Source organism: Lyngbya sp. PCC 8106 (assembly GCF_000169095.1).
In the GTDB taxonomy this organism is placed as follows: domain Bacteria; phylum Cyanobacteriota; class Cyanobacteriia; order Cyanobacteriales; family Microcoleaceae; genus Capilliphycus.
In genome coordinates, this window is the sequence record NZ_AAVU01000002.1 from 221,412 (window position 1) to 234,343 (window position 12,932).

General features: G+C 39.8%; 11 protein-coding genes. 7 read left to right on the top strand and 4 right to left on the bottom strand.

Annotated features, from left to right (window positions below; genetic code table 11):
• The first annotated feature begins 73 nt into the window (after positions 1–73).
• Both L8106_RS02080 and L8106_RS02085 read left to right on the top strand, forming a co-directional pair.
• Positions 74–1,537: a DUF697 domain-containing protein gene (locus tag L8106_RS02080; RefSeq protein ID WP_009782510.1), complete on the top strand. Its 1,464-nt coding sequence runs from the start codon at positions 74–76 to the stop codon at positions 1,535–1,537.
• A 111-nt stretch (positions 1,538–1,648) separates the two neighbouring features.
• Positions 1,649–1,933, top strand: a complete 285-nt coding sequence (locus tag L8106_RS02085) for a hypothetical protein (RefSeq protein ID WP_009782511.1) — start codon at positions 1,649–1,651, stop codon at positions 1,931–1,933.
• 34 nt (positions 1,934–1,967) lie between these two features.
• Here the strand turns inward: L8106_RS02085 and L8106_RS02090 are convergent, their stop codons facing one another.
• Entirely contained in the window at positions 1,968–3,314 is a 1,347-nt protein-coding gene (locus tag L8106_RS02090; RefSeq protein ID WP_009782512.1) for an ion transporter, read from the bottom strand.
• A 401-nt stretch (positions 3,315–3,715) separates the two neighbouring features.
• Between L8106_RS02090 and arsS the strand changes: the two genes are divergently transcribed.
• Genes arsS through L8106_RS02105 form a run of 3 tightly spaced genes read left to right on the top strand, consistent with a single transcriptional unit; the run spans position 3,716 to position 6,199 of the window.
• Positions 3,716–4,711 carry an arsenosugar biosynthesis radical SAM (seleno)protein ArsS gene (arsS, locus tag L8106_RS02095; protein WP_009782514.1) on the top strand — a complete coding sequence of 332 codons (996 nt, stop codon included), beginning with the start codon at positions 3,716–3,718 and terminating at the stop codon, positions 4,709–4,711.
• Between the two features lie 30 nt (positions 4,712–4,741).
• Positions 4,742–5,503 carry a TVP38/TMEM64 family protein gene (locus tag L8106_RS02100; protein ID WP_009782515.1) on the top strand — a complete coding sequence of 254 codons (762 nt, stop codon included), beginning with the start codon at positions 4,742–4,744 and terminating at the stop codon, positions 5,501–5,503.
• A gap of 3 nt (positions 5,504–5,506) precedes the next feature.
• Positions 5,507–6,199 (top strand): TVP38/TMEM64 family protein, encoded by a 693-nt coding sequence (locus L8106_RS02105; protein WP_232228415.1) that lies wholly within the window; start codon positions 5,507–5,509, stop codon positions 6,197–6,199.
• A gap of 34 nt (positions 6,200–6,233) precedes the next feature.
• Here L8106_RS02105 and L8106_RS02110 read toward each other — a convergent pair whose 3' ends face one another.
• Both L8106_RS02110 and L8106_RS02115 read right to left on the bottom strand, forming a co-directional pair.
• Positions 6,234–6,992 (bottom strand): DUF2993 domain-containing protein, encoded by a 759-nt coding sequence (locus L8106_RS02110; protein WP_009782517.1) that lies wholly within the window; start codon positions 6,990–6,992, stop codon positions 6,234–6,236.
• Positions 6,993–7,231: 239 nt separating this feature from the next.
• Positions 7,232–8,935, bottom strand: a complete 1,704-nt coding sequence (locus tag L8106_RS02115) for an alpha/beta hydrolase (RefSeq protein WP_009782518.1) — start codon at positions 8,933–8,935, stop codon at positions 7,232–7,234.
• 173 nt (positions 8,936–9,108) lie between these two features.
• On the opposite strand from L8106_RS02115, the gene L8106_RS02120 reads away from it, so the two are divergent.
• Together L8106_RS02120 and L8106_RS02125 are read left to right on the top strand one after the other, a co-directional pair.
• Positions 9,109–9,660: an NUDIX hydrolase gene (locus L8106_RS02120; protein WP_009782519.1), complete on the top strand. Its 552-nt coding sequence runs from the start codon at positions 9,109–9,111 to the stop codon at positions 9,658–9,660.
• Positions 9,661–9,708: 48 nt separating this feature from the next.
• Positions 9,709–11,148, top strand: a complete 1,440-nt coding sequence (locus L8106_RS02125) for an FAD-binding domain-containing protein (protein WP_009782520.1) — start codon at positions 9,709–9,711, stop codon at positions 11,146–11,148.
• Positions 11,149–11,503: 355 nt separating this feature from the next.
• On the opposite strand, the gene iscB is transcribed toward L8106_RS02125, so the two are convergent.
• Positions 11,504–12,799, bottom strand: a complete 1,296-nt coding sequence (gene iscB / locus L8106_RS02130) for an RNA-guided endonuclease IscB (protein WP_039895283.1) — start codon at positions 12,797–12,799, stop codon at positions 11,504–11,506.
• Between the last annotated feature and the right edge of the window lie 133 nt (positions 12,800–12,932).

A 12,932-nucleotide genomic window follows, 5' to 3' on the forward strand; every position in this document is an offset into this window, starting at 1 on the left:
CTTAAGCATAGCTTCAGTTTTGATCTAAGCTGGAATGTAACGTTATTTCAATCAGTTATCACAATTTTTTATTATGACGGCTAAATTGCAACGCCCCATTCTAGTTGGGGGAATCGGACTCTCTTTTTTACTCTGGTTAGTTAACAGTATGGCGCATTCGGCCGCTGAATTTGGCGAAACCGCATTAGTGGGGACAATGGCCCTCGGAGCCGGACTCTGGTGGCTACAGCGACAGTTTCCCAAAGCAACCCCCGCACTCACTCCCAAAATTGTTGATCGTCAAACTGTAGATCAAGCACTCGCTCAAACGGGAACGATGATCGAAAAGTTGACCACCGTTGCTCAACAAAACCGCTCTCCACAGGATTTTACCGCCAATATTGCTCAATTCCAACAACAGCTAACCGAACTCACCCCTCAACTCGAACGTCAAAACCTATCTATCGGGGTAATGGGGGGAAAATCGGTGGGGAAAACCCTGTTAATGCAAGTCTTATCGGCTGATGGAATCCCCCAATACAGCCAACCGTTAAACTGGGTGGAAATTCCCGAAGGACAGCAAAATGGATTAACAGATTGTGATTTGGTTCTGTTTCTCACCAGTGGGGATGTCACCAATCCGCAATATCAAACCATTTCTCAACTCTTACTACAAAGTCAGCGAGTGATCTTCGTCTGGAACAAGCAAGACCAACATTCCCAAGAACAACAACCTGTGATTCTCCAACGTCTGCGAGAGACGACGCAGGGGCTACTACAACCCGAGGATGTGATTGCAGTTGCAGCTTCTCCGAGTCCGGTGAAAGTCCGTCAACATCAAGCCGATGGTTCAGTCAAAGAATGGATGGAAGTGCAACAACCGGAAATTTTACCGTTGACCCAACGGCTCAGTCAGATTTTACAACAAGAGCAGCAATCTTTAGTTTGGGCGACGACTTATCGACAAGCCAAAGCCTTACAAACTCAAGTCAAAATCAGTTTAAATCAAGTTAGACGTGAGCGGGCTTTACCGATTATTGAACAATATCAATGGTTTGCAGCAGCGACGGCGTTTGCCAATCCGGTTCCGGCGTTGGATGTGTTAGCAACTGCGGCAATTAATGCTCAATTGGTGATTGATTTGGGTGGAATTTATCAGCAAAAGTTTTCTCTAGAACAAGCCCAAGAAGTAGCGAAAACTATCGGAACTCAGATGTTAAAGTTGGGGTTTGTAGAATTGACAAGTCAAACGTTAACGTCGATGTTAAAAAGTAATACAATGACCTTTGTAGCGGGTGGTGTTGTGCAAGGGGTGAGTGCCGCCTATTTAACTCGAATTGCGGGTTTAAGTTTAGTTGAATATTTTCAAACGTTAGAGATAGATGAGCAGGAGTCGGGTCAGTTTGCTCTCAATCTTAACGCGCTCAATCAAACTTTGAAAACCGTGTTTCAGCAAAACCAACAGCTTTCGTTATTGCAATCTTTTGTGAAACAAGCCATCAATCGTCTGTCTCCCCAAATCCAACAAAAACAAGCCAGTCAATCTTCTGCGTCTTAACCGTTAATAGATGAGCGTTTAGAGCGTTCTCAAACCTAAAACAATTGGTTAATTTAAAAAATTAGATTAATCGATTGTTTTTTTAATCTCAATTACAAACAGTAAATCACAATGAATTTATTTTCTAATTCAAATCCTGATTCAGAGAATGGTCATCGTTCTGATGATTCTTTAAATACACTTAATAATCATCATCCAGATCTAGACTCGATTGATGATGTACAAAATCGAGAACCCCATCCAGAGACGATTAAAGTTCTCCGGCGCTCTTTTCTATTTTTAATCGTTTTAGGGTTACTATTGGGAGCGATTGTTGCAACTGGAGTGATCTATCTTATGAATCGATTTGATCTGACAGGTCAACCGTCTCAAACGCCTATAGAACAAGTCAAATAAAACTCAAAAATCAAACACAAAACACAAAACACAGTTACTTGGTTTGAAAGCGTTGTTCAGCAATTTCTTTGACTTTTTCCCAAAAGCGAGGATAGTTTTCTAAGACTTGATCAAAGTCATCTTTGTACAACACAAAAAGTTCACAGTAGGTTTGTGTTTTCACCGAAGCCGTTCGCCGACTAGAATATAAAAGTGCAATTTCACCAAAAAACATCCCTGCTGTCATTGTCCGATAAACTCGACCTGTTTTTTCAGAAAATGCAATCACTTCTCCTCGCTTGATAAAATACATTTCATGGCCCAACTGTTCTTCGCGGATAATATAGTCCTCTGGAGGTAAGATTCGAGGTCTTAATTTAATTACTAAGTCTTCAATAAAGCCTTTATCTGCTTCTTTAAATAGAGGAACTTTTTCTAAAAGTTCTTGATGGAGATGAAGATAAATACGAGTTTTGATCGAGTGGGGAAGTTCATCTAGAAAGTCTAATTCCATAGAAGCATCATGGCTATATTCCCACATATATTGATAATAATCTCGGACTTGCTGTTGTAAGTGTGAAGGAATTCGGCGTTCACGCATATAGGCTTGAATTTGATCCAGTTTTTCTCGAAAACGTCCTTGATTTGCATCTAAATTCGCAATTAAAGAAGCAACGTTACCAATAATAAACGCATACATTGACACCCCTAAAAACATAATAACTAAAGTAAAGGCGATTTCTAAGTCATTGGTTGGGGTAATATCTCCATAGCCAACCGTTGTTAAAGTGGTAATTGACCAATACAATGATTTCATATATTGAGTCGTAGTCCGCACATTTTCTAAAGAAGCAGTGGTTAACCAAGATTCATTGGAAATTTTTGTTGTTTTTCCAATAAAAAACCATAAGCAAGCCACCCAATGATCGATGAGAAAAATAATCAGAACTAAGTTAATCATCCGAATTACCACCGGATTAACGTTAACATTATTCTCCCATCGTCTGAAGATTGCTAAACATTGAAAACCTCGTAAAAGTCGAATAAGTCTGGCAATACCAATGACATAGCCAGGAAGACTAGGAAACAAAAATCTGATCAGGATATCAATGGGAAAACTTGCAATTAAATTGATTTTAAAATCGTTAGCACGGTAATGTTGGTGGATTTTTTGTTTATCATTAATAAATGCTCCCTGATCAATATATCCCATATGAAACCGCAGAAAAATATCAGTAATTAATATAGAGTCACTTAAAATATCTAAGATCAGCCAAACGCCACCACTACTTGTTTGAAAAGCAATCCGAAATGGAATCGCCAGATAATTGTAGAGAGTAACTAAAACAATTAGAGATTCCCAAATGATGACAACTTTTGATTCTGGATGGATAATTTTCATATTTAAAGTCAACAACAAATGGCACTTAATAACAAAAATTTACTATCATTTTAAAAGCCATAGATTCAAAAGAGATATAAAATCAATGACAAGCAGCATAATACTGAAAAAAGTCAATACTATCCATGCTTGTTATAATTTATTATTTTTAGATTTTGACATCTGATCTCACTCTATATGATCGAATACTCAGCTTTTTCTCAGGATAAATTCAGTTGACTGGCTTTGAATAAGAATAGAAACAACTAGACAGGACATAAACAAGATCAATAGCAATGGGAAACACCTATAGGATCGAACATTACCTGAAAAGCAATCGAGATCAAAGCGTTCAGCTTGAAGCTAATGGAAGTTTATTGTTACCATCATTCATAACTTCTAACTCCAAACCGGGATAAATCATGCTGAAAACAACTTTGACACCCTTTGATCATAAATTAGGTTCTCCTCTAACTAAGCAGCCCATCTCTGTTTTACAGATTAATTTGGGTAAGCGATGTAATTTGGCTTGTACCCACTGTCATGTCGAAGCTAGCCCCAAACGAACAGAAGAACTTTCTGCCGAAATCTGCGATCAATTGATCGAACTCATTCATCGTTTTCCCCAAATTAAAACCGTTGATTTGACTGGAGGTGCGCCCGAGATGAATTATGGGTTTAAACCTCTTGTAGAAGCTGCTCGTTTACAGGAAAAAGAAGTCATTGTACGCTCCAATCTCACGATTTATTTTGTTGATGGATTTCAAGAGATTCCAGAGTATTGCGCTCGACATCAGCTCAGAATTATAGCATCTTTGCCTTGTTATTTGGAAGATAACGTTAACAAAATGAGAGGTAAAGGTGTTTATCAAGATTCCATTGCCGCTATTCAAAGGCTGAATCAGCTTGGGTATGGTAGACAACAAAATCTGGTACTCGACTTGGTGTATAATCCTGCTTTGCCTCAGCCCCAATCTTTTTCTTTACCCCCAGAACAACAACAGCTTGAGCCAGCCTATAAACACTATCTCAAACAACATTTCGATCTGGATTTTAATCAACTTTTTACGATTACTAACTTACCGATTGGTCGCACTAAGTTTTATTTAAAAAATCACAATATTCATCAACCTTATCTTCAATTTCTCGAAGAAAACTATAACTCAAAGACCACTGAACATTTAATGTGTCGTGATCAACTCTCGATTGATTATCTCGGAAATATTTATGATTGTGACTTCAATCAAATGGAAAATATTCCGGCTCAGACCTCAACAGGTGAACTTTTAACCGTCAAAAGATTACTTGAGTTTGATAGCTTAGATGTGATTCGAGAAATCCAAACCGCATCCTTTTGTTATGGGTGTACTGCGGGATGTGGTTCAAGTTGTGGTGGTGCCTTAATTTCAGAGGACTGAATATAAAATTGCGGAGTAAAAACCTGTCAGATGAATTCTTCAGAAAAATCTCTTACCTCACGAAAAAAAACCTCCAAACCTTTAAAATTAATACTGTTAGGTATTGGAGTCACAATGTTGGTTATTTTAGCGGCAAAATTGTTCAATCTCTCCGATTCTTTCGCCTCTATCCAAGATTATCTGCGAGAGACTTTAGACTGGATTGCTAATCTGGGATATTGGGGGCCAGTCGCATTTATTGTCGTGTATATTCTGGCAACGGTGTTATTTCTTCCCGGTTCCATTTTAACTTTGGGAGGCGGTGCAATCTTCGGTGTTTTTAGCGGTTCAATTTATGTTTCAATCGGTTCTGTCGCCGGGGCAACTTGTGCCTTTTTAGTCGGTCGATATTTAGCCCGAGGTTGGGTGGCTAAAAAAATTGCGGGAAACCAGAAATTTAAGGCGATTGATGAAGCTGTAGCCCGAGAAGGTTGGAAAATTGTGGGGTTAACCCGACTGTCTCCTATTTTCCCTTTTAACTTACTCAATTATTCTTTTGGATTAACTAAAGTTTCTCTCCGGGATTATGTCGTTGCGTCTTGGATTGGTATGATTCCGGGAACAATTATGTATGTTTATATCGGTTCTCTAGCCGGAGAATTGGCAACTTTAGCCTTGGAAGAACGCTCGAAAACCACAGGAGAATGGATTCTTTATGGTGTGGGTTTAGTCGCTACTGTTGCTGTGACCGTTTATGTCACAAAAATTGCTCGTCAAGCATTAAATGAAAAAATATCAGAAAAACAAGGCTAAAAAATGATGCCTATTTTCCCCGAACAGTTACTCAAAAGTCGGCGTTTTTGGTTAACTCTGAGTCTGATTAGCCTTCTCTGGATGGTTGATTTCAGTCCTTGGAAACTAAATCATCTCGATCCAGTTTTGCTAACTGATTCGATCAAACAATGGGGAAATTGGGCAATTTTTGGATATGTTCTACTCTACATCCTCCTCACTATTGTCGGCATTCCAGCAATTCCGTTAACAATGGCAGGAGGAATCTTTTTTGGTCTAGTTTGGGGAATATTTTGGTCAGTGATTGCTGCTACAATTGGAGCGATCGCAGCCTTTGGAGTCTCTCGATATTTACTGCGAAATTGGTCACAAAAAACCTTTGGTAGCGAGCGAATATTCAGAAAATTTAATCGAGCTACGGCTCAAAAACCCTTACAGTTTGTGTTATTTGTGCGGTTGGCTCCGATTTTTCCTTTTAACTTATCCAACTTTTTGTTTGGACTCACCGCAATTGAGTTGAAATCTTATACTGTCGGAACTTTTTTGGGAATTATTCCGGGAACGTTTACTTACACTTGGCTAGGCGTTAGCGGAAAACAGGCAATAGAAGGAAGTGATCGCTTCTCGATATTCCTCGCTTTGGCAATAGCAGGAGGATTATGTGTACTGCCGAGTATAACCCGCAAAAAATTACACTTGAACGAGGAAACCGAGTAAGAGCGATAAATTTCAATTCCGTTAAAATCCTTAACTAACGTTTTTTCATTTGCGGAAATCGGTTGATTTGAGCTGCTCCATAAAAGATCAAAGATTCATTCTGGATTCGCAATCGGTCTATCCGCAAACTTGTGCCATCGAGCGCGAATTTATCTAAGTCCAGCAAGTTGTTAACATGATCAATCAATGCTTTACCGAGACTCACTGCTTCTGAGTCCCCTTCGTAGGAGACATCGGTAAACTGAATCTTACGACGTTCCTCAATGTCAACTTGACTTGTAAAGTTAAGCGAAATGGGCTGATTAGAATCACCAACTCGTACCTGAGATTGCAGATGCAGCTTTTTCTCGGGCGTAATCCGCATCTCGGTATCGCTAAACTTTAACGGCTGTCCTTGATATTGCAGTCGTTGTAGCTTATCGATAATAAAAGGAGTATTGAACGAAGACGTTAAATCCTCCTCTGTTAAAACGACTCGCATCGTGGCTTGCGTGGGTTGCCGTAACTTCACATTACCTGCGAAGATTGCACCGAAATCAATCGATACCGCTTCTAGGTAAAGTTCCATCACCGCAATACGAAGCCCGTTATACATCAGCATTCCTTGGCCGATGAAGTCAAAGCCATCTACACTGCCCTGTAACAGCTTGGCTACGGGTTCAGCACGGACGTTTGCCTCAACTTTTTCAGAACGCTTGAATAGTGCAGCGATTGCCGCACCAACAGCTTTGCTGACGATGCGATCGCCACCTTGGGTCTGAAAAGGAGTGCTTCCAAACAAAGCTTGTACCATTCCTTTGCTCGCTTGCTCACACAAATCATTATAGCGGCAATATTAAGATATGTTACATTAGTTGTCCTGATAGGAGTGATTAACCCAAGCTCAAGAGCCTTTTGAATATGCTTCTATCCTAGACCAGAAAGGAATTTAGATAACTTTACAGTATTTTACACGAATTTACAAAATCTGTCTCCCGGTTCAAAAAAAAGGCTCTCGATGGGGACAGATGCCGAGTCATTTTGGCCATTGGCTCAGTCGGGAGTCGATTGCAGTCTGAGGAATTCTTGTTTGAAAGGAAGCAACTTTTGTTTTAACGGTTCTGCCCCCGAACCATCAATTAAAAAACTTTTGAATATCTGTCCTTGACTAATATAGTCAAAGTAAGCCGAAGATAGATAAGGGATTAGCTCACGATTGTTAGCAATATAAATCTCAAAAAAGGCAACAACGGCACCATTGGCATAACTATCAATTAACTCCGGACTCGGAAGTATCAACCGTTCAACGGAATTAACCGCATTGGTGATTCCAGCATCGAGTTGAGAAAAATCAACATGGGCTTGTCCTTCAATAATCATCAAATACTTCTGCGGAGATTGTAACCAAAGAAAAGAACCCGCCTGTTCAAAAATCGCCGGAGTAGCAGGATCATAAAGACCCGCCCCCAACAAAACCGGAATATCGACAGCCCCTAAACCGTTTTCACCAAAAATACTCCGATTAACCGGATTAGCCCCAAGAACCGCTTGAACTCTCGAATCCCGAAATTGAGTCGGTAAATTGGGTAAAGAAAGAGCGCGACATTGCAAAAGTAATGATGTATTTAAGTGGCTAAATTCTGCTTCACATTCCTGCTGTAAATTTTCTAAATCAATTTCTGCACCTCCCACTGCTAAAGCTGTATATCCCCCAAAAGAATGACCATACACTCCCACGCGATCTAGTTGAAGTCGGGATTCAAAATCAGCGGAATTTCTTCGTTCCAACTCATCTAAAACAAAACTAATATCTTGAGGACGATTAATAAATTCTTGCACCTCAAAAACTTCCTGATTTCGACCTGCTAACAAGTCTTCCGCGTGACGGAGATCGCTACCGGGATGTTGAGGAAGCGCAACCACATAGCCGTAAGAGGTCAAATGTCTAGCCCGTCTCGCAAAATCTTCTGGCCGAGAAGCCAAACCATGAGAGATAATCACAACCGGAGTTTTGCCTGTTCGCCAGATTTGCGGTTGATAAAGATCGACATAAAATTTGCGGTTGCGTTGAGCATCATACAAAAATAACCGTTGAACTTCCTTCACGCCGTAAGTTCCGGGCTGACGAAGATCGAGTAAAGATGAAAAATCTGTTTGATCTAAAAGAGTTGCTTCCCTCGATAAATTTGCCACTTCTTCATTAAGAACACGAGTTGCATTAATGACCAGTTGGATAGTATTTCTTAACCTAAGAATTTGATCCAGATTAATCTGTAGGTTACTGGGAAGATGATCGAGAAAATTTAATACGGTTAATCCTTGAGAATCCGATGCAGATTCAATTAGGGCTGTCTTTAGAGCAGATTGTTTATCTTTTCCACTTTGAACGGTAATATACCGCCCAAGAGTGGTCAGAATATCTTGACCAATGGCTGTGTTTAAAAGGCGAGAGAGTTGAATCGTATTTACATCGATTCGCCGACTTAGAGTTTCCTGAAATTCAGCTTTTTCTGCGGGTGTTGCACTGGCTAAATTAAAATAAGTTCTGAGATGACGATCAATTTCTCCTGTGCGAGCAAAGTTTTCTAAAGAACGAACGGGAACCGATACCCGAGCTGTCGCAAACACAAAATTAATTTCATCTGCGGCGTTCAGGGGAAAAGCAGTAATAAGAGTGGAAAATACACCCAAAAGCAAAGCTAAAACCCCAGAAGATTGACCCCAGTTTAAAGTTAATTTATTCAGATATTGTCTCATCAGTTCCAGCTCATTAGTCTCTAATAATTTATTCTATCGCTTGAAATCTAACCCGTACACAATTTTAAGAGATGAAATTTTGCGAAGAACTAAAAATCGTGAATTCTCCAAATCGTGTAGGATATTCTAGAGATGACTCACTGTTCAATCTAAAATTTTTAATCTTCAATCCTATGACACTTGGATCTGAACCCCCCGAAATTCTCCAACGACGTCTTTTTTATCAGGGACGTCGCTTTAGCTACGAAGTCAACCGTCTTCGCATTCCTAACGGCGCTGTTGGAGAATGGGAATGTATTCGTCATCCGGGTGGCGCCCTGATTATTCCTGTGACTTCAGACGGAAAATTAGTGCTAGTCAGACAATATCGCTTTGCAATACAGGGACGCACTCTAGAATTTCCAGCAGGAACGATTGATAATAATGAAAATCCCGCAGACACCGTTAAGCGCGAAATAGAAGAAGAAACAGGTTATCGCGCCCACAAATGGCGTAAACTTGGACAATTTATTCTCGCACCCGGTTATTCTGATGAAATTATCTATTCATTTCTCGCCGAAGATTTAGAAAAACTTGAAAAACCACCCGCACAGGATGAGGATGAAGATATTGAGGTTGTATTGATGACTCCGCAAGAGTTGGAACAAGCTATCCTAGACGGTGAACCTGTAGACTCGAAATCGATTTCTAGTTTATTACTGGCTAAACCCTTTCTCAAAAACTAATTGTTTAAATTCAGCTAAACTTGTTAACTGTCTCCTGTTTTATTTTTTATGTCCGATTTAATTTTATTTTGGCATCGTCGTGACTTGCGAATTTCTGATCACAAAGGGTTAGCCGCAGCCCGAGAAAAGAGTTCTCAAGTGGTGGGTGTTTTTTGTCTTGATCCGAATATTTTAGATCAAGATGATGTTGCTCCGGCGAGGGTAACTTATATGATAGGCTGTTTACAAGAACTGCAAAAACAGTATGAAAAAGTCGGCAGTCAATTGTTGATTTTACAAGGTCAGCCCAGTTCAGCAATACCCAAACTTGCCAAAGCATTAGAGGCAAAAGCGGTATACTGGAATTTGGATGTCGAACCCTATGCAAAAGATCGCGATCAACAGGTTTCTGAAGCGTTAAAAGAAGTCAATATTGGAGTTGAGACGGTTTGGGATCAGTTACTTCATACACCGGATGAAATTCGGACAAAATCTGCAAATGAACCTTATAAAGTTTACACGCCCTATTGGAATAATTGGAGCAAAAGAAAGAAGCAAAAACCAATTCATACTTTTTCTGAAAATCCAACCGGACTGACCGAAAAACAGTTGAAAATTGCCAAAGAAAATGGTATAATTGATTTACCCTTGGCTGAGGATTTGGGTTTTGTTTGGGAGAACGAATTAATTTTAGAACCCGGAGAAGAAGCGGCTCAAAATCGCTTAGAGGAGTTTTGCGATCGCGCTTTATTTGAATATGATGAACAACGAAATTTTCCCGCCAATGATGGTACATCTCAACTGAGTGCAGCGTTAAAATTTGGCGTGATTAGTATTCGTACGGTTTGGGCAAAAACCGTTGAAGCGATGGAAAATACTCGCAGCGATGAGGCTAGAAATAATATTAAAGCATGGCAACAGGAACTCGCATGGCGGGAATTTTATCAACAGGCAATGTATCACTTTCCAGAACTCGCAAATGGCCCCTATCGAGATCATTTTAAAGACTTTCCTTGGAGTGAAAATCAAGAACATTTCCAAGCTTGGTGTGAAGGAAAAACCGGATATCCGATTGTTGATGCGGCGATGCGACAACTCAATGAAATTGGATGGATGCACAACCGTTGTCGGATGATTGTTGCTAATTTCCTCACTAAAGATTTAATGATTAATTGGCAATGGGGCGAGAAATATTTTATGCAAAAATTGATGGATGGGGATTTATCGGCCAATAATGGGGGATGGCAATGGAGTGCGTCGAGTGGGATGGACCCCAAACCGTTGAGAATTTTTAACCCCACGACTCAAGCCCAAAAATATGATCCAGAAGGTGAATATATTCGTCAATGGTTGCCGGAATTAAGCAGTTTAGATACAGAATATTTAGTCACCGGAAAAATATCATCAAAAGATCGGGAAGCTTGCGACTATCCCGAACCCATTGTTGATCACAAACAACAACAACAACAATTTAAGTCTTTGTACAAAGAACAAAAAGAAGCGTCTTAATCCGTCTGTAAACTTAATCTTAACTTTTGATTGAATAAATCCTCAACTCTATAATTATACTTTTAAAGAGTTATTGTTGCAAGATACATTATACTTCTCACACGAATCATTTAATAGAGATAAACAATTAAAAGGTTGGTTGGAAGGGTATTTTGAAACTCTAACTCTGATTCTATTCTTAGAAAGTTGACTTTATCTTTCTATCTATAATCAGAAGTAGAGACATTGCACACAACATCTCTACAATATTGATCATTAATTGTTGGGAATTGTTCACTTTTTGCTCACGGGAAATAGTCCGGTAGAGTGGAAGCCCCGTTCTTTAGAGCGGGGAGGAAGCTCGACACGGGCAACTTTAGTTGCCGTTGAACTGAGAATTAAATTCATATTGATAGCCGTCCTTTTTATAGATTGGTACGCAATATTTATGGCTAATTCCAGAGACTCGTACCTTAGCCGTAGAGATATCAAAACTGCCAGAAGCACGGACTAGAACACGACCTTTATAAGTTCCAATTTTCTTTCCTTTAGTAACAACAGCTTTAACAATATCTCCGGTCTTGAAACCTTGATGAACCTGTTGTCTAGAACGGTGACGAGTTGGAAAACCATATTTATTAGTGCCGCACATTTGACGGTTGCCATGTCCGGTTGATTTAATCAGCAAAGGTTGATTCGTTTCTAGCTTTAAAGATTCGGTTTTTCCGACGCAAGCCGCATCAATCCAATGAGCCTTGGGAAGACCTAGACGACAGCGATTATATTTAGTCATTCCTCCTGAGCTTGTGCAAACTTCGAGTCCAGTTGTCTTTAAGTCATTGTACAACTTCCAGCGAGTAGAGTTAACCGCCGCAGCATCTTTTAAAGGAGCCTTTGCTTGACTTATAATTCTCTTAATCAGGTCAGGTTTTCCAGAGAGAAAGTCTTTGATATCTAGGTTAGATTTGGCTTGATTGCATGAATGACAACTTAGAGTTAGGTTGCTAATTCTGTTAGAGCCTCCCTTAGATTTTGCTTGAATATGTTCAACCTCTAAAGGTGTATTTTCGGCTCCACAATAAGCACATTTTCTACCCCATTTCTCTAAGAGATATTCTCGAATCTCATAGCCATGTAACTCACCCTGTTGATACTCTATACTTGACACTTCTGGGTTTTGAACTTTCTGAGTATCAAAGCGAATTAATTCTTGATAGATAGAGTTAATCGGACAAAATCTTGTCAGACGATTAACCCAGGTCATTGTAGTTTGCACCCGATGATTTAAACTTGGAGCTAACCAACTATCCCTACGTTTACGATTGAAAAACCTAGCTTGCCGATAACGAGTTTTGCGATTTCGCCTTCCTCGTCGAAGTTGGCGGCGACGCCAGTTAGCGTCTTTGATTTGTTGACCTCGATGAGTTAACTCTGCTGCCCAAATAACAGAATCATTAAGCAGTAAAGCTAAACCCGTTACTTTGCTACCTGGATCTATTTTTAATTTGCAGTTTTCCGGCGTATCTGCAACCTTTTTCTTTAAAATAATGGTGAAAGGATACTGACGAAAAACGGCTGCTTTACCTGCTTTTAACAAGCTTCGAGCCATAGAAGGCTTGCATGGTGTTAATGGATTTTTGTTGGTATCAAGTACCAGAACGTAATTAGACATTGTTGTGTCCAAACTCTACAGAGTAGGTAATTTTTTCCTCGCCAATGTTTTTAAAGCTTGTTCGGCTAGCTGCACTTTCTTACCCCTCGTAGGAATGTTTAAAAACTAACGACAGGGCTACAAACGGTCAAGC

Coding starts and splice junctions, on each gene's coding strand:
- L8106_RS02080 (WP_009782510.1), top strand. CDS start 74: ATGACGGCTAAATTGCAACGCCCCATTCTAGTTGGGGGAATCGGACTC.
- L8106_RS02085 (WP_009782511.1), top strand. CDS start 1,649: ATGAATTTATTTTCTAATTCAAATCCTGATTCAGAGAATGGTCATCGT.
- L8106_RS02090 (WP_009782512.1), bottom strand. CDS start 3,314: ATGAAAATTATCCATCCAGAATCAAAAGTTGTCATCATTTGGGAATCT.
- arsS (WP_009782514.1), top strand. CDS start 3,716: ATGCTGAAAACAACTTTGACACCCTTTGATCATAAATTAGGTTCTCCT.
- L8106_RS02100 (WP_009782515.1), top strand. CDS start 4,742: ATGAATTCTTCAGAAAAATCTCTTACCTCACGAAAAAAAACCTCCAAA.
- L8106_RS02105 (WP_232228415.1), top strand. CDS start 5,507: ATGATGCCTATTTTCCCCGAACAGTTACTCAAAAGTCGGCGTTTTTGG.
- L8106_RS02110 (WP_009782517.1), bottom strand. CDS start 6,992: ATGGTACAAGCTTTGTTTGGAAGCACTCCTTTTCAGACCCAAGGTGGC.
- L8106_RS02115 (WP_009782518.1), bottom strand. CDS start 8,935: ATGAGACAATATCTGAATAAATTAACTTTAAACTGGGGTCAATCTTCT.
- L8106_RS02120 (WP_009782519.1), top strand. CDS start 9,109: ATGACACTTGGATCTGAACCCCCCGAAATTCTCCAACGACGTCTTTTT.
- L8106_RS02125 (WP_009782520.1), top strand. CDS start 9,709: ATGTCCGATTTAATTTTATTTTGGCATCGTCGTGACTTGCGAATTTCT.
- iscB (WP_039895283.1), bottom strand. CDS start 12,799: ATGTCTAATTACGTTCTGGTACTTGATACCAACAAAAATCCATTAACA.